At 66.0% G+C, this 21,873-nt stretch carries 22 protein-coding genes and 1 pseudogene; 19 read left to right on the top strand and 4 right to left on the bottom strand.

Going from position 1 to position 21,873, the window contains the following annotated elements; genetic code table 11:
- Window positions 1-9 precede the first annotated feature (9 nt).
- Window positions 10-2,199 carry a selenide, water dikinase SelD gene (selD, locus tag DKT77_RS19945; protein WP_338016098.1) on the bottom strand — a complete coding sequence of 730 codons (2,190 nt, stop codon included), beginning with the start codon at window positions 2,197-2,199 and terminating at the stop codon, window positions 10-12.
- Between the two features lie 208 nt (window positions 2,200-2,407).
- Between selD and DKT77_RS19950 the strand changes: the two genes are divergently transcribed.
- The 3 genes from DKT77_RS19950 (at window position 2,408) to DKT77_RS19960 (ending at window position 5,472) form a co-directional block, all read left to right on the top strand.
- Window positions 2,408-2,869, top strand: coding sequence for a phasin family protein (locus DKT77_RS19950; RefSeq protein ID WP_109813395.1), 462 nt, complete (start codon window positions 2,408-2,410; stop codon window positions 2,867-2,869).
- A 72-nt stretch (window positions 2,870-2,941) separates the two neighbouring features.
- Window positions 2,942-4,213, top strand: a complete 1,272-nt coding sequence (locus DKT77_RS19955) for a DUF3422 family protein (RefSeq protein WP_109813396.1) — start codon at window positions 2,942-2,944, stop codon at window positions 4,211-4,213.
- A gap of 98 nt (window positions 4,214-4,311) precedes the next feature.
- On the top strand, window positions 4,312-5,472 hold the full coding sequence (locus tag DKT77_RS19960; protein WP_109813397.1) for a M20 aminoacylase family protein: 1,161 nt from the start codon (window positions 4,312-4,314) through the stop codon (window positions 5,470-5,472).
- 30 nt (window positions 5,473-5,502) lie between these two features.
- Here the strand turns inward: DKT77_RS19960 and DKT77_RS19965 are convergent, their stop codons facing one another.
- Window positions 5,503-6,561, bottom strand: a complete 1,059-nt coding sequence (locus DKT77_RS19965; RefSeq protein ID WP_109813398.1) for an NAD(P)-dependent alcohol dehydrogenase — start codon at window positions 6,559-6,561, stop codon at window positions 5,503-5,505.
- Between the two features lie 124 nt (window positions 6,562-6,685).
- Window positions 6,686-7,693 (bottom strand): GTP 3',8-cyclase MoaA, encoded by a 1,008-nt coding sequence (moaA, locus tag DKT77_RS19970; RefSeq protein ID WP_109813399.1) that lies wholly within the window; start codon window positions 7,691-7,693, stop codon window positions 6,686-6,688.
- Between the two features lie 129 nt (window positions 7,694-7,822).
- Here moaA and DKT77_RS19975 point away from each other — a divergent pair, with 129 nt between their 5' ends.
- Together DKT77_RS19975 and DKT77_RS19980 are read left to right on the top strand one after the other, a co-directional pair.
- Window positions 7,823-8,494, top strand: coding sequence for an HAD-IA family hydrolase (locus DKT77_RS19975; protein WP_109813400.1), 672 nt, complete (start codon window positions 7,823-7,825; stop codon window positions 8,492-8,494).
- Window positions 8,495-8,547: 53 nt separating this feature from the next.
- A complete protein-coding gene (locus tag DKT77_RS19980) occupies window positions 8,548-9,783 on the top strand; it encodes a DegT/DnrJ/EryC1/StrS family aminotransferase (RefSeq protein WP_109813401.1) in 1,236 nt (411 codons plus the stop codon).
- A gap of 59 nt (window positions 9,784-9,842) precedes the next feature.
- Here the strand turns inward: DKT77_RS19980 and DKT77_RS19985 are convergent, their stop codons facing one another.
- Window positions 9,843-11,162: a glycoside hydrolase family 108 protein gene (locus tag DKT77_RS19985; protein ID WP_109813402.1), complete on the bottom strand. Its 1,320-nt coding sequence runs from the start codon at window positions 11,160-11,162 to the stop codon at window positions 9,843-9,845.
- A 290-nt stretch (window positions 11,163-11,452) separates the two neighbouring features.
- Between DKT77_RS19985 and DKT77_RS19990 the strand changes: the two genes are divergently transcribed.
- The 14 genes and pseudogenes from DKT77_RS19990 to nuoH all read left to right on the top strand — a co-directional run bounded on the left by DKT77_RS19990 (window position 11,453) and on the right by nuoH (window position 21,873).
- Entirely contained in the window at window positions 11,453-11,818 is a 366-nt protein-coding gene (locus tag DKT77_RS19990) for an NADH-quinone oxidoreductase subunit A (RefSeq protein WP_109813403.1), read from the top strand.
- Window positions 11,809-12,426: a NuoB/complex I 20 kDa subunit family protein gene (locus tag DKT77_RS19995; RefSeq protein WP_238548060.1), complete on the top strand. Its 618-nt coding sequence runs from the start codon at window positions 11,809-11,811 to the stop codon at window positions 12,424-12,426. Before DKT77_RS19990 ends, DKT77_RS19995 begins: the two co-directional genes overlap by 10 nt.
- Before the next feature lie 15 nt (window positions 12,427-12,441).
- On the top strand, window positions 12,442-13,044 hold the full coding sequence (locus DKT77_RS20000) for an NADH-quinone oxidoreductase subunit C (RefSeq protein ID WP_109813404.1): 603 nt from the start codon (window positions 12,442-12,444) through the stop codon (window positions 13,042-13,044).
- Window positions 13,045-13,473, top strand: a complete 429-nt coding sequence (locus DKT77_RS20005; RefSeq protein ID WP_238548061.1) for a thioesterase family protein — start codon at window positions 13,045-13,047, stop codon at window positions 13,471-13,473. It begins immediately after the preceding gene.
- A complete protein-coding gene (locus tag DKT77_RS21290) occupies window positions 13,470-13,631 on the top strand; it encodes a hypothetical protein (RefSeq protein WP_238548062.1) in 162 nt (53 codons plus the stop codon). Before DKT77_RS20005 ends, DKT77_RS21290 begins: the two co-directional genes overlap by 4 nt.
- 14 nt (window positions 13,632-13,645) lie before the next feature.
- Window positions 13,646-14,857 carry an NADH-quinone oxidoreductase subunit D gene (locus tag DKT77_RS20010; protein ID WP_109813490.1) on the top strand — a complete coding sequence of 404 codons (1,212 nt, stop codon included), beginning with the start codon at window positions 13,646-13,648 and terminating at the stop codon, window positions 14,855-14,857.
- Between the two features lie 2 nt (window positions 14,858-14,859).
- Window positions 14,860-15,228 carry a hypothetical protein gene (locus tag DKT77_RS20015; RefSeq protein WP_109813405.1) on the top strand — a complete coding sequence of 123 codons (369 nt, stop codon included), beginning with the start codon at window positions 14,860-14,862 and terminating at the stop codon, window positions 15,226-15,228.
- 1 nt (window position 15,229) lies between these two features.
- Window positions 15,230-15,925: pseudogene (gene nuoE, locus DKT77_RS20020) on the top strand (NADH-quinone oxidoreductase subunit NuoE); the annotation flags it as partial.
- A 118-nt stretch (window positions 15,926-16,043) separates the two neighbouring features.
- Window positions 16,044-16,628: an NADH:ubiquinone oxidoreductase gene (locus tag DKT77_RS21610; RefSeq protein WP_420798335.1), complete on the top strand. Its 585-nt coding sequence runs from the start codon at window positions 16,044-16,046 to the stop codon at window positions 16,626-16,628.
- A 2-nt stretch (window positions 16,629-16,630) separates the two neighbouring features.
- Window positions 16,631-16,876: a DUF5337 domain-containing protein gene (locus DKT77_RS20030; RefSeq protein ID WP_109813406.1), complete on the top strand. Its 246-nt coding sequence runs from the start codon at window positions 16,631-16,633 to the stop codon at window positions 16,874-16,876.
- A gap of 10 nt (window positions 16,877-16,886) precedes the next feature.
- The gene (gene nuoF / locus DKT77_RS20035) at window positions 16,887-18,182 is read left to right on the top strand and encodes an NADH-quinone oxidoreductase subunit NuoF (protein WP_109813407.1); all 1,296 of its coding nucleotides are present in this window, start codon (window positions 16,887-16,889) and stop codon (window positions 18,180-18,182) included.
- 3 nt (window positions 18,183-18,185) lie between these two features.
- A complete protein-coding gene (locus tag DKT77_RS20040) occupies window positions 18,186-18,611 on the top strand; it encodes a DUF5333 family protein (RefSeq protein ID WP_146205056.1) in 426 nt (141 codons plus the stop codon).
- 58 nt (window positions 18,612-18,669) lie between these two features.
- Window positions 18,670-20,688 carry an NADH-quinone oxidoreductase subunit NuoG gene (gene nuoG, locus DKT77_RS20045; protein ID WP_109813491.1) on the top strand — a complete coding sequence of 673 codons (2,019 nt, stop codon included), beginning with the start codon at window positions 18,670-18,672 and terminating at the stop codon, window positions 20,686-20,688.
- A gap of 147 nt (window positions 20,689-20,835) precedes the next feature.
- Window positions 20,836-21,873, top strand: coding sequence for an NADH-quinone oxidoreductase subunit NuoH (gene nuoH, locus DKT77_RS20050; RefSeq protein ID WP_109813409.1), 1,038 nt, complete (start codon window positions 20,836-20,838; stop codon window positions 21,871-21,873).

Here is a 21,873-nt window from a genome sequence, read left to right on the forward strand (position 1 = left end):
GAGCGTGGACTAGGCGCCGCGCAGCGCGATCCGCTCGGGACCGTCCCTCAGTGTGCCGATGCGCGCGGCGGCGTGACCCATCCTGGATAGCGCGTGCAGCAGGTCATTGACCGATGCCTCGGGCACAGCGGCCAGCAGTCCGCCGCAGGTCTGCGGATCGAAAAGCAGCGCCGCGCGGGGCGTGTCCGGCAGGCTGTCGAGGTGCAGCGCGGTGTCGGCCCGGTTGGACGGCGCGAGAGTGGAGGCGATGCCGCGCGCGGCCAGCGCTTCGGCGCCCCGGTGCAGCGGCACCGCGTCAAGGTCCAGCGCAGCGCCGCAGCCCGAGGCCCGCAGCATCGCCAGCAGGTGACCCGCCAGACCGAAGCCGGTCACGTCGGTCATCGCGTGCGCCTGTGGGGCCAGCAGCGCCGCCGCGTCGCCCTGCGGGCGGACCATCGCGGCATAGAGCGCGGCCATGTCGCCGCCGTCCGCCCGCCCGCGCATCTCGCCGGCCAGAAGCGTGCCGGACCCGATCGGCCGTGTCAGCAGCAGCGCGTCGCCGGGCTGCCCGCCGGCCAGTGTGATCGGCCGCTCCGCAAGGCCGGTGACCGTGAACCCAAGTGTCAGGTCCGCCCCCTGCGTGGTATGACCGCCCGCCAGCACCGCCCCGGCCTGCGCCAGCACGTCCTGCGCGGCCTGCGTGATCTCGCGCAGGGTCGCGGCCTGCATCGGGGCGGTCATGCGCGGCAGGATGATCGTCGCCAGCGCGGCCTGCGGCTGCGCCCCCATGGCCCAGATGTCTCCCAGCGCGTGTACCGCCGCGATACGGGCCATCAGCGCCGGATCCTCGACCACGGCGCGCAGGTGGTCGGTGGTCAGCACTTGCCGCGTCGCACCGAAGGCCAGCACCGCCGCGTCGTCGCCGGGCCGCGACAGCACGTCGTCGCGCAGGGTGTCCGGCGCGGGCAGTTGCGCCAGCGCTCCCGACAGCCCCGAAGCCGCCACCTTGGCCCCGCATCCGCCGCAGAGCGGAGCAGCGGCCGCGCCGCGCGCGCCACGTGCCGCATCGCCGGTGGGCAGCGCGGGCCGCATCGGGGACAGGTGGCGGAACCTGTCCATGAAATCGCGGTCGATGCGGTTCTTCAGCCGCCACAGCCACGGCCCCTGAAGCGTCAGCGCGCCCTTCTGGACCAGCGCCGACCTGCGCCCGAGCGAAATCAGCTTGAGGTAGTCGCGCTGCGGACGGTATCGGCGTGCTTGCATTCCGACCAGCGCGGCGCGCAGATTATGGGCCAGCACAGGCGCCTGACGCACGGCATAGACCCCCGCCTTGGGGCGCGGCGCAAAGGTCATGTGCGCGCAGTCGCCTGCCGCGAAGAGCTCGCGGTGCGAGGTGCTGCGCAGGCGGTCGTCGACATCGATGAACCCCTCCGTCAGTGCGAGCCCGCTGTCCGCCAGCCAGCCATGTGGGCGCGTCCCGGCGGTTCCGGCGCAGAATGCGCAGGGCAGGGTGCGGCCATCGGCGAGTTCCACCGCCGCGGCGGTGACGCGCGATACCGCGGCACGTTCCAAGAGGCGGATGCCTGTGGCATCGATTTCGGCGCGCAACGCGCGGCGCGCGGCGGCGGGCAGGGCACCCAGCATCCGGTCCGCCTCCAGCAGCGTGACGCGCGCGTCGTCGCAGCCTGCCGCGCGCAGCCGGTGCGCCATCGCCAGCGCAAGTTCGACCCCGGCGACGCCCGCGCCGATCACTGCGGCGGCTGGCGGCACGCGCCCCGCCGTCGCATCGGAGACGAACCGGGCCCAGCGGTCCGCGAAAGGGCCCAGCGGCTTGGCGGGCACGCCGTGGTCGGGAAAGCCCGGCAGATCCGGCATGGCCGAAGTGATGCCGACATCCACCGACGCGATGTCGTAGACGATCGGCGCGCGGCCGGGCACGTGGATCTCGCGGGCTTCGGCATCCAGCCCGCAGGCTGCGCCCAGCACCAGCCTTGCTCCCGCGAAGCGCGCAAGCCGTACGAGGTCGATCTCCAGTTCGCTGCGGTCGTAGTGCCCCGCCACATGGCCCGGCAGCATCCCCGAATAGGCGGCCGTGGGGTTCGGGTCGATCAGCGTCAGCCGTGCGCCCGCCACCGGGGCCATGCCCCATGCGCGCAGCACCAGCGCATGGGTGTGGCCGCCCCCGATCAGGACGACATCGCGGGTCAGGGGGGCGGGCATGTGCATGGCGGGCCTTCGGGCTGCGGCGGGGAAACGGGCGCCTTGGCGGGCGCGCGGCGGAGTGATTGTGTCGCATGGCGGTGCGATACCGGGGCAGGGTCAGGTGTGTTAGTAAAATCCCGGACGAGGCTTCACAAGCCTTTGACGACATTCGCACGCCGCCCGCGCAGACGGGCCCGGCGGGCCGGAAATCCAGGAGGACGCGACCATGAAGAATCCGTACGACATGAGCCAGATGTTCAAGATGTTCGACCCCGAGGACGTGCAGAAGTATTTCGACCCGAACCGCATGTTCTCCATGTTCGAACCGGCCAAGTCGAACGCCTTCGACATGTCCGGCGTGTTCGACATGAACCGCAAGAACTTCGAGGCGATGGTGGAGGCGAACAAGGCCGCTGCGGCCGCTTACAAGGACCTGCTTGAAAAGCAGATGGAGGTGTTCGGCCAGATGACGCAGGCCGCGCGCGAACACGTGGCCTGGGTGGACGAGACAACCGGCCCCGACGCGATGTCGACCCGCACCGAAGCCTACGGCATGGCCGTGGAGAAGGCTCTCGTTCTGATGCGGAAACTGGCAGATACCGCCCGGGATGCCAACGAAGAGGCCTATACGCAACTAAAGGGCCAGGTCAACGAAGCGCTGGATGACATCAAGCAGAAGACCAAGTAACCCGAAGCTGCGTCCCACGCGCCGCCCGGCCGGCGGCGGCGCGGCGGTGCAGGTGTTCCCGACGGGGTTTTCATGATCGACCACGATCTTCGCTATTCGCTGGCCAACGAACTTCACGCGCGGCCCTTTCCGTCACTGGCGGCGCCCTGCCGGGCAATTCACCTGGCGATCAAACAGCCGACCGATGCGGCCTCGCGGGACCGGGCGACCGACCGCGCGCACCTGATCGATCTGCTGGACCGGCACGGCGCCCAGCACCCGCGCCCCGGTGCGACGCACTATTTCGGGCAGATCGGCAAGCATCACCTGAAATGGGAAAGCCATACCGAGTTCGTCACCTATACACTGTTCTCGGACGGGGTGGCGGCGCAGCCCTTCGACGGGCGTTCGTTCGAGTTGTTCCCGAAGGACTGGCTGGAGAATGCGCCGGGGGTGCGTGTGACCTCCGCTCTGATCCGGATCGAGCGGCTGCCGGATTTCAGCACAGTCGCGCAGAAGATCGAGGACTGGTTCGTGCCCGAAAGCGTGGCCGTCAGCCAAGTGATCGACGGCTCGGCAGTGATCGCGGGCGATTTTCGCATCGACAGCAACGGCCACATGCGCATGGCGGTCTTCGCGGCGCCACAGACCGGCAATAACCGCATCGGCAGGATCGTGCAGCGCCTGACCGAGATCGAGACCTACAAGACCGTGTCGATGCTTGGCCTTGCCATGGCGCGCGAGTTGAACAGCGCCATGAACGGGATCGAGACCGACATGTCCGAGATGGTCGGGAACATGAGCGGCGAGACGGCGAAGCCCGAGGCGACGCTGAAATCGCTGCTGTCCATGGCGGCCGAGCTTGAGAACCTGTCGACCAAATCGACTTTCCGTTTCGGCGCGACCGGGGCTTACGAGGCGCTGGTGAATCAGCGGATCGAGGCGCTGCGCGAGACCCGCTTCGAGGGGCGCCAGACCTTCGCGGAATTCATGATGCGGCGCTACGATCCCGCAATGCGGACGGTCAAGGCGGCGGAACGGCGACTGGCCTCGATGACCGACCGGGCGATCCGCGCGGGAGGGCTGCTGCGGACACGGGTGGACGTTGAGCGTTCGGCCCAGAACCAGCTGCTTTTGGAGAGCATGGACAAGCGCGCCGACATGCAGCTTCGGCTGCAAAAGACGGTCGAGGGGCTGAGCGTGGTGGCGATCAGCTATTACGCGGTTTCGCTGGTGCTGTATGTCGCAGCGCCCCTGAGCGGGCTGCTGGACCTGTCCAAGACCATGCTGGGCGCGCTTGTGGCACCGCCCGTGGTGATCGCCGTCTGGTACATGGTAGGCCGCATCCGCAAGGCGATGGAATAGCCGCGCGATACCGGTTGCGGCATGGGACCGGGCCGCGCGGCCACTCGCCATCCGGGTCGGGGCACGCTACCTTCGCTGCATGTTTCAGGAGTGACCCGATGCCGATCAAGAACCGTTTTGCAGAATTGCTCCCCGAGATCACCGGCTGGCGGCACGACTTTCATGCCCATCCGGAACTGATGTTCGACACGCACCGCACCGCGGGCATCGTGGCCGAAAAGCTGCGCGCCTTCGGTTGTGACGAGGTGGTAGAGGGCATCGGGCGCACCGGCGTCGTGGGTGTGATCCGCGGACGACAACCCGGACCCGGCGTGGTGGGCCTTCGCGCCGACATGGACGCCCTGCCGATCGAGGAGGCGACGGGGCTGCCCCATGCCTCGACCATCCCTGGCAAGATGCACGCCTGCGGCCACGACGGGCACACCGCGATGCTGCTGGGCGCTGCGAAATACCTTGCAGAGACGCGCAATTTCGCTGGCACCGCCGTAGTGATATTCCAGCCCGCCGAAGAGGGCGGCGGCGGGGCAGGCGTCATGGTCCGCGAGGGTCTGATGGAACGGTTTGGCATCCAAGAGGTCTATGGGATGCACAACTGGCCGGGCCAGCCGCTGGGCCGCTTCGCGATCCGGCCCGGGCCGTTCTTCGCCGCCACGGACGAGTTCAACATCACGGTCGCAGGGCGCGGCGGTCATGCGGCCAAGCCGCAGGAAGTGGTCGACCCTGTGGTGATGGCCAGCCATCTTGTTCTGGCGCTGCAGACCATCGTCAGCCGCAGCGCTGACCCGGTGGGGCAGATCGTGGTGTCTGTGACGCTGCTGCAGGCGGGCGGCGGGGCGCACAACGTCATCCCGCAGACGGCGAAGCTTCGCGGCACCGTCCGTACGCTCGATCCCGCGTTGCGCGACATGGCCGAGGGACGGATGAAGGAAATCGCGGCGGGCGTTGCCGCGACCTTCGGCGGCAGCATCGAGGTGGACTATATCCGCAGCTATCCGGTGATGGTGAATACCGGACCCGAAACGGAGTTCGCAGCCGGGGTCGCCCGTGACGTGGCGGGCGCGTGCGGCGAGGCTCCGCTCGTGATGGGTGGCGAGGATTTCGCCTACATGCTGGAGGCGCGGCCGGGGGCCTATATTCTCGTCGGCAACGGCGACACCGCGCCGGTGCATCATCCCGAATACGACTTCAACGACGAGGTGATCCCGGTGGGCTGTTCGTGGTACGCGGGCCTCGTGGAAACGCGCCTGAAGGCGGTCTGACGCCCGGCGCAGCGGCCGGGCGCCCCAGGATCAGGTGGCGGCCTTGAAGCTTTCAAGGTCGATCACGAAGCGGTATTTCACGTCCGACGCCTGCACCCGTTTCCATGCTTCGTTCACCTCGTCCATGCCGATCATCTCCACGTCGCAGACGATGCCGTGTTCGGCGCAGAAATCCAGCATCTCCTGCGTCTCGGCGATGCCGCCGATCAACGATCCCGCGACCGACTTGCGCCCGAAGATGAGGTTCACGCCCATCACCGGTTCGATCGCGTCGATTGCACCAACGATGGCCATGGCGGCATCGGTGCCCAGAAGCTGGATATAGGGGTTGATGTCGTGGCCGACAGGGATCGTGTTCAGCAGGAAATCGAAGCTTCCCGCCGCTTCCGCCATCGCTTCCGCGTCGCTGGACAACAGCACCTTGTGCGCGCCCAACTTCTTCGCGTCCTCGCCCTTCGCGGGCGACCGGGTGATCATCGTGACCTCAGCGCCCATCGCCGCGGCCAGCTTCACGCCCATGTGCCCCAGCCCGCCAAGGCCGATCACGCCGACCTTGTCGCCCGGCTTCACGTTCCAGTGCCGCAGGGGCGAATATGTGGTGATCCCGGCACAGAGCAGGGGCGCCACCGCTTTCGTGTCAAGCGTTTCGGGCACGCGCAGCACGAAGTTGCGGTCCACGACGATCATGGTCGAATAGCCGCCATGCGTCGTGCCGCCGAGATGCCGGTCAGGCGAGCCGTAGGTCTGCGTCGCGGTTTGCTCGCAATACTGCTCGTTCCCCTTCTTGCAGGACGGGCAGGTGCGGCAACTGTCCACAAGGCAGCCCACGCCGACGAGATCGCCCAACGCAAAGCCTGTCACGGCAGCGCCGGTGGCTGCGACGCGGCCGACGATCTCGTGACCCGGTACCAGCGGGTAGCTGGTCATGCCCCAGTCGTTGTGGCCGAAATGGATGTCCGTGTGGCACACCCCGCAATAAAGGATGTCGATCTGCACGTCGTCGGGGCCGATTTCTCGGCGGTCGATGCTCAGATGGTCCAGCGGCGCGCCTTCGGCGGCGACGCCGTACGCGGCGGTCGTTGTGGTCATGAAGTCAGTTCCTGTGTCGAGTGTCCGCGTCGTGCGCGGTTACTTCACACGTGATCTGGACTTGCGGGTTTTCAACCGTAGGCCGTGCGAGGCTGCGCCACGTAAGCTGCCTCGCAGCGCGACGTCAGCCGCCCGTATGACTCATGTGGCGCGACATCTGCCCGTCCGCCCGCTGGCGCGAATAATCGAAATCGTGACCCTTGGGCTTGCGCGCGATGGCGGCACGGATCGCTTGCTCCAGAGGGGTGTCGTCGGCAGGGCTGGTGCGCAGCGGCGCGCGCAGGTCAGCCATGTCCTCCTGACCGAGGCACATGTAAAGCTCGCCCGTGCAGGTCAGCCGCACTCGGTTGCAGCTTTCGCAGAAGTTGTGCGTCAGCGGTGTGATGAAACCGATCTTCTGATCGGTTTCCGTCAGCCGGACGTAGCGCGCGGGCCCGCCCGTGCGTTCGGTGAGATCGACCGCCGTGAAGCGTTCGGCGATGCGCGCGCGGACGTCCTTGAGCGACCAGTACTGGCCGACCCGGTCTTCGTTCCCGAGATCGCCCATCGGCATTACCTCGATGAAGGTCAGGTCCGTGTCGCGCGCGGCGCACCAGTCCAGAAGCCCGAACAACTCGTCCTCGTTGAAGCCTTTCAACGCCACGGTATTGATCTTCACGCGCAGCCCGGCGGCCTGCGCCGCGTCGATCCCGCGCAGCACCTGCGGCAGGCGGCCCCAGCGGGTCACGCGGGCGAACTTGTCCTCGTCCAGTGTGTCGAGCGACACGTTCACACGGCGCACGCCCGCTGCGTACAGGTCGGCGGCGAAACGCTCCAACTGCGAGCCGTTTGTCGTAAGCGTCAACTCGCACAGCGCGCCGCTGTCGAGGTGCCGTGCCATGGAACGGAAGAAGGTCATTATGTCCCTGCGCACCAAAGGCTCGCCGCCGGTGATGCGCAGTTTCTCGACGCCCATGCGCACGAAGGCAGAACACAGCCGGTCCAGTTCTTCGAGTGTCAGCAGTTCCTTCTTGGGCAGGAAGGTCATGTTCTCGGCCATGCAATAGACGCAGCGAAAATCGCAGCGGTCCGTGACCGAGACGCGCAGATAGCTGATGTCGCGTTGGAACGGATCGACCAGTTTCGGTGTCATGGCAGGGGCTCCCTCAAGCGTGCGCAAAGATGGGCCAGCGATACGGTTTTGTCCAGATGCGCGGTTCCCATCCCCAGCCCGGCGGGGTAATCGGCCACAGATTTGCAGGCAAGGCATGGAGCGGCGGGCATGGCGACGGTGGTTTTCGATCTCGATGGAACGCTGGCGGACACATCGGGCGACCTGATCGCTGCAGCGAACCATGTTTTCCGTGCGCGCGGACTGGGCGACCTTCTGCACCCGGAACGCGATGCGCTGACCGCCTTCGCGGGTGGCCGGGCCATGCTGAAGCTGGGCTTCGGCCGTGCCGGTCCGGGCTTTGCCGCCGAGGATATCGAGGCGGGTTATCCCATGCTACTGGGCGCCTATGGCGATGCAATCGACGTGCACACGCGGCTTTACCCCGGCGCGATGGACGCGGTGGCGGCGCTGCGCGCCGACGGCTACCGCGTATCGATCTGCACCAACAAGCCCGAGGCGCTGGCCCGCAGCCTGCTGACGCGGCTGGGTGTTCTGGACGCGTTCGGCGCGCTGGTCGGGGCCGACACGCTGCCGGTGCGCAAGCCGGACCCTGCGCCGTTCCGCGCGGCGGTCGAACGCGCGGGCGGAGACCCGGCGCGGGCGGTGCTGATCGGCGACACCGTGACGGACAGGGACACGGCCCGCGCGGCCGGCGCGCCCTGCGTGCTGGTCGGTTTTGGTCCCCTAGGTGACGGTGTGTCCGCCCTGGAGCCGGACGCGCTGCTGCCTGATTACGCCGACCTGGGCGGGATCGTGGCGCGGCTGATGCCCGTGGGCTGACCCGGAGGCTTAGGGCGCTTGACGCCCCGCACGGGATGGGAGAGCGTCGCGCCATGACCGACACGACCGAGCGTTTCAACGGAAACTTCACCCAGCAGACCCCGATTCCCCAAGCGGCTGAGGATGCGGCGCTGCGTGTGATGCGGTCGGGGCGGCTGCACCGCTACAATCTGCTGCCGGGCGAGGATGGAGAGACCGGGGCGCTGGAGCGCGAGTTCGCGGCCTATACCGGCGCGCGCTACTGCCTGGCGGTCGCATCGGGCGGTCAGGCAATGCAGATCGCCCTGCGCGCCGCCGGTGTGGCCCCCGACGAAACGGTGCTGGTCAATGCTTTCACGCTGGCCCCGGTGCCGGGCGCGATCGCCGCCGTGGGAGCGCGGGCGCGGCTGGTGGATACCGCGCCGGACCTGACCATCGATCTTGACGACCTTGACCGGAAGACCGACGGCGCACGGGTGCTGCTGCTGTCGCACATGCGTGGCCATGTCGGCGACATGGACCGACTGATGGCGCTTTGTGATGCGGCCGGTATCACCGTGATTGAGGATTGCGCGCACACGATGGGAGCGCGCTGGCGAGGGGTTCCATCGGGTCGGCACGGTCGGATAGGCTGCTACAGCACGCAGACCTACAAGCACATGAATTCGGGAGAGGGCGGGCTGATCGTCACCGACGACGCCGACGTGATGGCGCGTGCGACGCTGCTGTCGGGCTCCTACATGCTGCATCAGCGCCATCCGGCGGGGCCGGGCTCCGAGGCCTACGAGGGGCCGATGTGGGACATGCCGAACATGTCGGCGCGGATGGACCACCTGCGCGCTGCGCTGCTGCGGCCGCAGCTGGCGGCGCTGGACGCCAATTGTGCCGCATGGACCGCGCGCTACCGCGTGGTGGAGGACGGCCTGCGCGGCACGCCCGGCCTGCGGCTGATCGAACGCCCGGCGCACGAGGCTTTCGTAGGATCGTCCTTTCAGGTGGTGATGGACGAGGCTGCCCCGGGCGCGATCGCCGATCTGGTGGCGCGCTGCGCCGCCCGAGGGGTGGAGCTTAAATGGTTCGGGGCGGACCGGCCCGCGGCCTTTACGTCACGCTACGATCACTGGCACTTCGCGGCGCCGGATCGGCTTCCGGGGACCGACGCGCTGCTCGCCGCTCTGCTCGACATGCGGTTGCCGCTCAGTTTCTCGTTGGAGGATTGCGCGACCATCGCACGTATCCTGCGCGACGAAGCGACTCGCGGCGCGAACGGCGAAGGAAACGCGCAAAGAATGACCCCCGCCGCGGAGTGACCGGGCGGGGGCAGAGCAAGGGCGGGCTGCCGGACAGCGGACCCGGCGCGGCCGACCAGTCAGGTGCGGAGCATTTTCAGCGCCGCTTCGCGGGTTTCGTTGGTGCGCCGTGTCCAGCCGTTCTTGAAGGTGTCCCAGATGCTCAGGCTGCGGTAGTGGTCCATCCGCCCGTCGCTGAAGGCCGTAACGATGTGGTCGGCGGCGATGGCCTTGGTAGCGCCCACGGTGATCGGGCCGACCTGCCCATCCTGTTCCACATGCACGATCTTCTGCAGCAACTTCGCAGCGCGTGAGACGCCCGCGTTGACGCCGAAATCGAACACCACGAGATCGACCCCGCGCGGCAGCGCATCGCAGCTCAGCGCGTTCCAGTAATTGGCGCGATAGATCTCGCCGGCTTCCTCGCGGGTCAGGTTGCGCACATCTTCGCGGGTCACCGGCGCGCCGCGCCACTGGGCCAGCGTCTTGTGGGTGATGCCCATGTTCGTTGCACCACCCGGATCCTTGGGGTGATCGACATAGCCGCCTTCGTGGCGGAAGATCGTCTCCAGGCAGCGGGTGAACTGCAGCGCGTCCTTCGCGGCCGGGTCCGCCGCCGCCGGGGTGGATGCCGCGGCAGCCGCGCCTTGCGCCGGGGCGGTAGGCGGCGGCTGACGCGTGACCTTGTCCAGCAGTTCCGCCGTCTGGCGGGACTGTTCGCTGACGATCCGGCGCGTCGCCTCGGCGTTCTCGCGCTGCATGGCGGCGGCGGCGGTCTGTGCCTGCGCCGCCGACAAGTCCTTGCGCCGCGAGCCGTCGGACGATCCCAGCCAGAAGCTGACCACCGTGGCGAAGCCGGCCGTCAGCGCACCGACCGCGATGTTCACCACTTGGAAAACCACCGGGTCGGTTTGCGCCGCACCGAAGCCGCCCCGGATAAGAAACACCAGCGTGATGAAGAACCCGGCCGTGACGATCACCGACACCACGACGGGCCCCCAGGCGAAGGGGCTGGCCTCCTTGGCCAGTCCTTCGAAGGTTTCCCGGGCGTTCTGCTGGTCTCCCATCCGCGCCGACAATTCGCGAAAGGCGGCATCGCGGCGCGCGGCTTCCGCGTCAAGCTCGGCGCGCAGCCGGTCCAGTTCGTTCTGACGGCGGGCCTGTTCGGCGGCGTCCTCCTGTGCCTTCGCGGCGGCGTCGATCTCTGCGAGCTTGACGCGCAACTCGGCGCTCAGATCGCCGTCCGCGATCCGTTTCCGGGCCTCTGCAGGGTCGTCGGTGCCGAGCACCTCGCGCACCACCGAAACTACCAGATCGGTGGTTTCCGGTTTCGCGCCGCCCGTCAGCCGCTTGGCCAGATCGGGCAGCAGATTGACGGCAATGGCAATAAGCGGGTTCATGAGGGCGTCCTCCGATCATGGTTAACGACAGCGTTGACGCAACGTAGTAATCGGTCAAGTCGGGATGTTGCGCATTGCGCGGGGGCGCCGTCCGCCGCGCCGCTATGAGGCACATGCTGCGTCATTACGGCGCTTACGCCCCAGCCTGTTTCTAAGATATTGAAAGAATTATCATATTCAACAATCGCAAGGTATGGGTCCGGTTGACCGTGCCTAGGCATGGCGTTACATCCCGGACATTGAACGATCCGACCAATGAACCGACCACCGGCTCGTGGAGGCTGACGCGCATGGAAGACCTGCTTCGTGAATACTTGCCGATCCTTGTTTTTCTGGGGATTGCCATCGGGTTGGGGCTTGTCCTGATCCTTGCCGCCGCCGTGGTTGCGGTGCGCAGCCCGGACCCGGAAAAGGTTTCGGCCTATGAATGCGGGTTCAACGCCTTCGACGACGCCCGGATGAAATTCGATGTCCGCTTCTACCTTGTGTCGATCCTGTTCATCATCTTCGACTTGGAGGTCGCGTTTCTGTTCCCCTGGGCGGTCGCGTTCAAGGACCTGTCGATGGTGGGCTTCTGGTCCATGATGGTATTCCTAGGGGTGCTGACCGTCGGCTTCGCGTATGAATGGAAAAAGGGAGCGCTGGAATGGGAGTGAATGACACCACCCCACTCGTCACAGAGGTCCAGAGCGACGGGCCGCAAGGCAATCGCGTGAAATCGGGCCCATCTGCGCTGGCGCCCTATGGCCAGACAACGGCCGGGCCGGACCGCGAAGTCGCCACGCAGGCGCTGAACCGCGAATTGCAGGACAAGGGCTTCCTGTTGACCTCGGCCGAGGACATCATCAACTGGGCGCGCACCGGGTCGCTGCACTGGATGACCTTCGGCCTCGCGTGCTGCGCTGTAGAGATGATGCACACGTCCATGCCGCGATACGACGCCGAACGCTTCGGGATCGCGCCGCGCGCCTCTCCGCGCCAGTCGGATGTGATGATCGTGGCAGGCACGCTGACGAACAAGATGGCCCCGGCGCTGCGGAAAGTCTACGACCAGATGCCCGAACCGCGCTACGTCATTTCGATGGGGTCCTGCGCCAATGGGGGCGGATACTACCACTACAGCTATTCGGTGGTGCGCGGCTGCGACCGTATCGTGCCAGTGGACATCTACGTGCCGGGCTGCCCGCCCACGGCGGAGGCGCTGCTCTACGGCCTGCTGCAATTGCAGCGCAAGATCCGCCGGACCGGCACGCTGGTGCGCTGAGCGACAGGAGCGATCATGACCCAAGCCCTCAAGGACCTTGCTGCGCATCTCGAAGCCGCGCGGCCGGATTGCATTCTCGGCACCGAAGTCGCCTTTGGCGAACTCACCGTCACGGTTACGCTTGCCGCGCTTGTGCCGTTCTGCGATTTCCTGAAATCGGACCAGACCTGCCGCTTCTCGTCGCTGGTGGACATCACGGCGGTCGACCATCCCGACCGCGAACGGCGGTTCGACGTGGTCTATCACTTCCTGTCGATGTACCAAAACCAACGCATCCGCGTGCGCACGGAGGTCCGCGAGGACGAGATGGTGCCGTCTCTGATAGGCGTGCACAAGTCCGCCAACTGGTTTGAGCGCGAGGTGTTCGACATGTTCGGCATCCTGTTCTCGGGGCATCCCGACCTGCGCCGTCTGCTGACCGACTACGGCTTCCGCGGCTACCCGCTGCGAAAGGATTTCCCCACCACCGGGTATACCGAGGTGCGCTATGATGAAGAGCAAAAGCGCGTCGTGTACGAACCCGTGAAACTGGTGCAGGAATACCGGCAGTTCGACTTCATGTCGCCATGGGAGGGCGCGGAATATGTGCTTCCCGGTGATGAGAAGAAGGGCGCCTGAGTGAAGCCCGGCCTGAATATCGGCGACACGGCGAGCTTCGCGCGGGTGGTGACGGAGCGGGACGTGGTGCCCGACCTGTTTCCCGATGCCGATGTTCTGCACGGGATGCCGCGGGTGTTCGCCACGGCCTACATGGTCGGGTTGATGGAATGGGCTTGTGTGGAACAGATCGCACCGTTTTTCGAGCAGGGCGAAGGCTCTCTCGGAGTGCATGTGGACATGTCCCACGTCGCGCCGACCCCGCCAGGCCTGACCGTCACGATCGAAAGCACGGTTGACGCGATGGATGACCGGACGATCTGGTTCAATGTCGTGTTGCGCGATGATCACGAGGTGATCAGCACCGGTCGCCACCAGCGCGCCATCGTGCAGTGGGACAGGTTCCAGCGTCGGGTGGACACAAAGCACCTGGCGGAGGTGCCCGCATGAGCATGCTGTGGTTCCTTGTGCTGAGCGCGCTGACGATTGTGCCGCTTTTCAAGCTGCTGCCGCAATACGGTATCAACCCCTGGTTTGCGCTGTGCGCTGTATTCCTGCCGGGGCTCATCGTTCTGCTGTGGATCATGGCGGCGCGGGTCGAGGACTGAGAGAGGGCGAGATGATGGACGGAACGCAATTCGACGACGCCCTGACGGGCGAACAGAAAATTCGGAACTTCAATATCAACTTCGGCCCGCAGCACCCGGCGGCCCATGGTGTGCTGCGCCTCGTGCTGGAGCTGGACGGCGAGATCGTGGAACGCTGCGATCCGCATATCGGCCTGCTGCACCGCGGGACCGAGAAGCTGATGGAAAGCCGGACCTACTTGCAGAACCTGCCGTATTTTGACCGGCTCGACTACGTCGCGCCGATGAATCAGGAACACGCTTGGTGCCTCGCCATCGAGAAGCTGACCGGGACGGAGGTTCCTCGACGCGCCTCTCTGATCCGCGTTCTATACTCCGAGATCGGACGTGTGCTGAACCACCTGCTGAACGTGACGACGCAGGCGATGGACGTGGGCGCGCTGACCCCGCCGCTCTGGGGCTTCGAAGAACGCGAAAAGCTGATGGTGTTCTACGAACGGGCCTGCGGCGCGCGCCTTCACGCGGCTTATTTCCGTCCGGGCGGGGTGCATCAGGACCTGCCGGGCCAGCTGATCGACGACATCGACGCCTGGGCCGACCATTTTCCGAACGTGCTCGACGATATCGACGGGTTGCTGACCGAGAACCGGATCTTCAAGCAGCGCAACGCCGATATCGGCGTGGTGACGGAACAGGACATTCTCGACTGGGGCTTCTCGGGTGTGATGGTGCGCGGGTCGGGGCTTGCCTGGGACCTGCGGCGCGCGCAGCCCTATGAATGCTATGACGAGTTCGACTTCCAGATCCCTGTCGGCAAGAACGGCGACTGCTATGATCGTTACCTGTGCCGAATGGCCGAGATGCGCGAAAGCACGAAGATCATCAAGCAAGCCTGCGAGAAGCTGCGCAACGAACCGGGTGACATACTGGCTCGCGGCAAGCTGACCCCGCCCAAGCGCGGCGACATGAAGACGTCGATGGAAGCGCTGATCCACCACTTCAAGCTTTACACCGAAGGCTTCCACGTCCCCGAAGGACAGGTTTATGCCGCCGTCGAGGCGCCGAAGGGCGAATTTGGCGTGTATCTCGTGGCTGACGGAACCAATCGACCGTATCGTGCCAAGTTGCGCGCGCCGGGCTTCCTACATCTGCAGGCGATGGATTTCGTCAGCAAGGGGCATCAGTTGGCTGACGTCGCCGCGATCATCGGAACGATGGACGTGGTGTTCGGGGAAATCGACCGCTGACCATGCTGGAGACGGTCGTCATCACCTTTGCGGGTATCGGTGCGCTGATCCCGACCTACCTGGCGGCTGTTTTTGCGCTTGCGCCGGACCGCGCGCTTGCGCAGGCGACGCATCGCGCCGACGCGCTGCCACGGGTGATGGTGAACCGCTATGCCAGCTTCGCGCTGTTTGCCTTGGCCGCAGCATTGAGCGGCGACATGGCGATCGTGGCCGTGGTGTTCGCCATTCTCGCGGTGCCTGGCCTTGGCGACACGCTGATCTATGCCCGCGCGGGGCATCCTTACGCGAAACATCTGGCCGCCGGGATCGGGGCGCTGCTTGTCAGCGCGCTGGCCTTCGCCGCGGCCCAAACACCTACCGGAGTGCTGTGACATGCTGCGCCGACTTCATCCCGACCAGCCCGAGAGCTTCGCCTTCACGCCCGAGAACCAGGCTTGGGCCGAGGCGCAGATGACCAAATATCCCAAGGGGCGGCAGGCATCGGCTATCATCGCGCTGCTGTGGCGCGCGCAGGAACAGGAAGGCTGGCTGACCCGGCCCGCGATCGAACACGTGGCCGAGATGCTGGACATGGCCTACATGCGTGCGCTCGAGGTCGCCACTTTCTACTTCATGTTCCAGTTGGCCCCTGTCGGAAGCGTGGCCCATGTGCAGATCTGCGGTACCACAAGTTGCATGATTTGCGGTGCGGAAGACCTTGTCGCCGTGTGCAAGGACAAGATCGCTCCCAACGCCCACGAACTCAGCGCGGATGGCAAATTCAGCTGGGAGGAGGTCGAATGCCTGGGGGCCTGCGCGAACGCGCCGATGGCCCAGATCGGCAAAGACTACTACGAGGATCTGACGGCCGACGGTTTCGCCGCGCTGCTCGACCGCATGGCGGCGGGCGAGGTGCCCGCGCCTGGCCCACAGAACGGGCGCTTCGCGTCCGAGCCCAAGGCCGGTCTGACCAGCCTTGAAGGCGGCGGCGCGCGCGCGTCGGCTAACGCGTCGGTCGCGCTGGCAACGGACCTTGGCGATACTCTTAAGCGGATCGACGGGACGGAACTGCCGCTACGGGCCCCTTGGAACCAGCCCGCCGATGTGTGATGGCGCCGGACAGACCGGGCAAGACACAGAAGGCCACGGGCGCTAGAGTGTTGGCGGGGGAAGGCCCCTAAAGACACCGTGCTCAGGGAGAACTGGAATGCGTTTGGAAAGAAACTCGGGGGCTGTTCTGATCGAAACCGGCATGTTTGCCGGGATGGTCGGCGTGGTTGCGGGCGTGATGCTGATGGTGGTGTTCGCCAAAGGCTTCATCGCAGCGATCTTCGCAGGGGTGATCGTCGCCGCCATCGTCTTTGTCGCCATGTGGCTGATGATGCGCGGCACGCTCGAAGCGCCGCGCGGGCCGGGCAACATCGCGCCGAACAAGACAGCGATCGGCCAGCCGGTCGCCGCGTCCAAGGCCAATTCAGCCGCGAAAGCCGCCGCCCCGACGGCCAAAGCCGAAGCGCCCGCCGACGGCGGGGGCGAGGACATCGGCACGAAGCCGCAGATGCTGGAGGCACCGCGCGGCGACGGGCCGGATGATCTGAAGCGGATCAAGGGCGTCGGACCCAAGTTGGAAGAACTGATGCATTCCATGGGGTTTTACCATTTCGACCAGATCGCCGCTTGGACCGAGGACGAGATCGCGTGGGTGGACGAGAACCTGATCGGCTTCAAGGGCCGCGTGACCCGTGACGATTGGGTGACACAGGCCCGCGAACTTGCGGCGGAGACGTCCTGATCATGGCCGCGCCCCGCTCCGATGCCACGGACCGGCACACCGCCCGGCAGGCCCGCCTCGCGGCGCTTGTTATGGCGGGGACGGCCGTCGTGTGGATGGGGGCGCAGGCCCTTGGCGGCGCGCTCGGCTGGCCCGCGCGCTACGTCTTTCTGTTCGATTTCGCGGCGCTCGCCGGGCTGTTCTGGGCGCTGGTCGTGACCTATCAAGTTTGGCGCAAGCGCCGCACCGCCCGAACCGGCGGAGAGTGAGGAGATGGCAATGCTGAAAGATGAAGACCGCATCTTTACCAATATCTACGGCATGCAGGACCGCACGCTGCAGGGCGCGCAGTCCCGTGGCCACTGGGACGGCACGGCCAAGCTGATAGAGAACGGCCGCGATTGGATCGTCGACCAGATGAAGGCGTCCGGCTTGCGCGGACGGGGCGGGGCGGGCTTCCCGACCGGACTGAAATGGTCCTTCATGCCGAAGGGAAGCGACGGACGCCCACACTACCTTGTGGTCAACGCAGACGAATCCGAGCCGGGCACCTGCAAGGACCGCGAGATCATGCGCCACGACCCGCACACGCTGGTCGAAGGCTGTTTGATCGCATCCTTCGCCATGGGCGCCCATGCCGCCTATATCTACATCCGCGGTGAGTACATCCGCGAGCGCGAGGCGCTTCAGATCGCCATCGACGAAGCTTATGACGCGGGTCTTCTGGGCAAGAACGCAGCCGGGTCGGGCTGGGATTTCGACCTCTACCTCGCGCACGGCGCCGGCGCGTATATCTGCGGCGAGGAAACCGCACTCATCGAGAGCCTTGAGGGCAAGAAGGGCATGCCGCGCATGAAGCCGCCCTTCCCGGCGGGAGCGGGGCTTTACGGCTGCCCGACTACCGTGAACAACGTGGAATCGATTGCCGTGGTGCCGACGATCCTACGCCGCGGACCGGAATGGTTCGCAGGTTTCGGCCGCCCGAACAACGCCGGCACCAAGCTGTTTGCGATCTCGGGTCACGTGAACAACCCCTGCGTTGTCGAAGAGGCCATGTCGATCACGTTCGAGGAACTGATCGAGAAGCATTGCGGCGGCATCCGCGGCGGCTGGGACAACCTCAAGGCGGTGATCCCCGGCGGATCCTCGGTGCCCTGCATCCGCGGCGAGCACATGCGCGAGGCGATCATGGATTTCGACTATCTGCGAGAGCAGCGGTCGGGCCTCGGCACTGCGGCGGTGATCGTGATGGACAAGCAGACCGATATCATCAAGGCGATCTGGCGTCTTGCCAAGTTCTACAAGCACGAAAGCTGCGGCCAGTGCACGCCCTGTCGGGAAGGAACCGGCTGGATGATGCGCGTGATGGACCGGCTCGTGACTGGCGATGCGGACCCCGAAGAGATCGACATGCTGTTTGACGTGACCAAGCAAGTCGAAGGGCATACGATCTGCGCGCTCGGCGATGCAGCGGCCTGGCCGATACAGGGCCTGATCCGCAATTTCCGCGACGAGATCGAGGACCGGATCAAGGCCAAGCGGACCGGTAAGCTGTCGGCCGTCGCTGCGGAGTGAACGATGTCCGTTAAGACCCTCTCCGCCGCGCCCCTACGCCGCGTTGCCTGCGGCGGTGCCGTTATGCTGTCGCTTGTCGTGCTGACGGCCTGCGCCAAGGCGCCGCCACCCGCAGTCTTCACCGACTACGCCACCAACGTGCAGATCGCGCAGGTGCTTGCGGCAGGCTGCCCGGACGTGACGCTCAATCAGGCCGGCATGGGCGCGGGGGCGCGCGATCTCGGTGTGGCGCTCAGGGCGCAGGGGTACACTGCCGAGGACATCGCCGCGTTTCCCGACACGATCGACGTTGGCGAGATCCGCGGTCGGGCGCAGGCATACCTGACCGCGAACGGCATCGATCCCACCGACAGGGCGACCGTTTGTCCCGTGGCGAAGCGCGAGATCGACGCGGGATCGCCGATCGCGGCATTCCTGACCGCGGCCTGACAGAAGTTTGAAACGCGCCGCGGCCCCGATGGCGGCGGCAGACAAAAAGGACAGCAGCATGTCTGACCTGCGCAAGATCATCATCGACGACCGCGAGATCGAGGTCGACCCGGCGCTCACGCTGATCCAGGCCTGCGAAGAAGCCGGCATCGAGATTCCGCGTTTCTGCTATCACGAACGGCTGTCCATCGCCGGCAATTGCCGCATGTGCCTTGTAGAGGTCGTGGGCGGTCCGCCGAAGCCCGCGGCAAGCTGCGCGATGCAGGTGCGCGACCTGCGGCCCGGACCCGAGGGCGCGCCGCCGGTCATCAAGACCAACAGCCCGATGGTGAAGAAGGCCCGCGAGGGCGTTATGGAGTTCCTCCTGATCAACCATCCGCTCGATTGTCCGATCTGTGACCAGGGCGGGGAATGCGACCTGCAGGACCAGGCGATGGCCTATGGCGTGGATTTCTCGCGCTACCGCGAACCCAAGCGCGCGAACGAGGATCTCGACCTTGGCCCGCTGGTGGAAACGCATATGACGCGCTGCATCTCCTGCACCCGCTGCGTGCGCTTCACGACCGAAGTGGCGGGCATCAGCCAGATGGGCCAGACCGGGCGCGGCGAGGATTCCGAGATCACCAGCTATCTCGGCGAGACGCTGGACAGCAATCTGCAGGGCAACATCATCGACCTGTGCCCGGTGGGTGCGTTGGTCAGCAAGCCCTACGCCTTCACCGCCCGTCCCTGGGAATTGACCAAGACCGAAAGCATCGACGTGATGGATGCGCTTGGCTCGTCGATCCGCGTGGACACCAAGGGGCGCGAGGTGATGCGCTTCCTGCCACGCAACCATGACGGCACAAACGAGGAATGGCTGTCCGACAAGTCCCGCTTCGTATGGGACGGGCTGCGCCGCCAGCGGCTTGATCGGCCTTATATCCGCGAGAACGGCCGCCTGCGCCCGGCCAGCTGGGAAGAAGCGCTGACGGCAGCCGCCGCCGCGATCAAGGGCAAGAAGCTTGCAGGCCTCGTGGGTGATCTTGTGCCGGTGGAAGCGGCCTATGCGCTCAAGCTGCTGGTCGAGGGCCAGGGCGGCAAAGTCGAATGCCGCACCGACGGTGCGCGCCTGCCCGCCGGGAACAGATCTGCCTATGTCGGTACCGCTACGGTGGCCGATATCGACAGGGCTCGCTTCATCCAGCTGATCGGGACCAACCCGCGCGACGAGGCGCCGGTGCTGAACGCGCGTATCCGCAAGGCCTGGCTGTCAGGGGCGAAGATCGGCCTTGTCGGGGAACCGGCCGACCTGACATATGACTATGCCCATGTCGGCACCGACCGCGCGGCGTTGACCGGGCTGCTGGACCACGATTTCGCCGATGTGAAGGACGCGCCGTCTCTGGTCATCGTCGGGCAGGGCGCGCTGCGCGAGGCCGATGGTGAGGCCGTGCTGGCCCAAGCGATGGAACTGTGCGCGCGTACGGACTCCAAGCTGCTGGTTCTGCACACCGCCGCGGGCCGTGTCGGGGCGATGGATGTGAACGCGGTGACCGAGGGCGGACTCGGCGCCGCCATCGACGGTGCAGAGGTGATCTACAATCTCGGGGCCGATGAAGTCGAGATCGCGGCGGGGCCCACAGTGATCTACCAAGGCAGCCACGGCGACCGTGGCGCGCACCGCGCCGACATCATCCTGCCCTCTGCCGCCTGGACCGAGGAACAAGGCCTGTTCGTGAACACCGAAGGGCGCCCTCAACTGGCGATTCGGGCCGGATTCCCGCCGGGTGAGGCGAAGGAAAACTGGGCGATCCTGCGTGCTCTTAGCCCGCGTCTTGGCGAAACGCTGCCGTTCGACAGCATTGCCGCCCTGCGCCGTGCGCTTGTAGCCGAGGTTCCGCACCTCGCACGCATCGACACGGTGCCCGAGAACGACTGGCAGCCGCTCGAGTTGCGCGCGCCGGGCGATGCAGGCTTCCGAAACGCCGTCGCGGATCACTATCTGACCAACCCGATCGCACGGGCGTCGGCCCTGATGGCCGAACTCAGCGCGGCGGCGAAGGCTCGTGCGGCCTCCCCCCTGGCGGCGGAATGATGGCTCTTGCTGCGCCGCGACATCTTCGCACAAGCCCGCGTGCGGTGGCTGGAAAAGGTGGCGGATATGCTGTTTATCACCGCGCAGAGGCGAGCCGCCGTGCCGCGCCCGGCCGGGCCGGTCCACTGACCCCGGAGGACACCGTTCATGGATGATTTCTTTGCATCGAACCTTGGCATCGGGGTGATCATCGTCGCGCAATGCCTTGCGGTGCTGGGCTTCGTGATGATCTCGCTGCTGTTTCTGGTCTATGGCGACCGCAAGATCTGGGCCGCCGTCCAGATGCGGCGTGGCCCGAACGTGGTCGGTCCGTGGGGCCTGCTGCAGACCGTTGCCGACGCGCTGAAGTATGTGGTCAAGGAAATCGTCGTACCGGCCGGGTCGGACCGCACGGTGTTCATGCTGGCACCTCTGACCAGCTTCGTGCTGGCGGTTCTTGCGTGGTCGGTGATCCCGTTCAACGACACGTGGGTGCTGTCCGACATCAACGTCGCCATCCTGTTCGTCTTCGCGGTTTCCTCGCTCGAGGTTTATGGCGTGATCATGGGCGGCTGGGCTTCGAACTCCAAGTATCCGTTTCTTGGCTCGCTGCGCTCGGCGGCGCAAATGATCTCCTACGAGGTGTCGCTGGGTCTGATCATCATCGGCGTTGTCATCACGTCCGGGTCGCTGAACTTCGGTGACATCGTGCGCGCTCAGGACGGGAACCTCGGGTTCTTCAACTGGTACTGGCTGCCGCATCTGCCTATGGTTGTCCTGTTTTTCGTCTCGGCGCTGGCCGAAACGAACCGTCCGCCCTTCGACCTGCCGGAAGCGGAAAGCGAACTGGTGGCGGGCTACCAGGTGGAATACTCATCCACCCCGTTCCTTCTGTTCATGGCGGGTGAGTACATTGCCATCTTCCTTATGTGCGCGCTGATGAGCCTGCTGTTCTTCGGCGGCTGGCTGTCGCCCATTCCCGGCCTGCCCGACGGCGCGGCCTGGATGGTCGGCAAGATGGCGATCTTCTTCTTTCTGTTCGCCATGGTGAAGGCGGTCGTGCCGCGCTACCGCTACGACCAGCTCATGCGGATCGGCTGGAAGGTATTCCTGCCGATGTCGCTGGCTTGGGTCGTGATCGTTGCGTTCCTTGCGAAATTCGAACTGCTCGGCGGCGCCTATGCCCGCTGGGCCGTGGGAGGCTGA

Origin of the sequence: Meridianimarinicoccus roseus (genome assembly GCF_003172915.1) — a bacterium.
GTDB lineage: Bacteria > Pseudomonadota > Alphaproteobacteria > Rhodobacterales > Rhodobacteraceae > Meridianimarinicoccus > Meridianimarinicoccus roseus.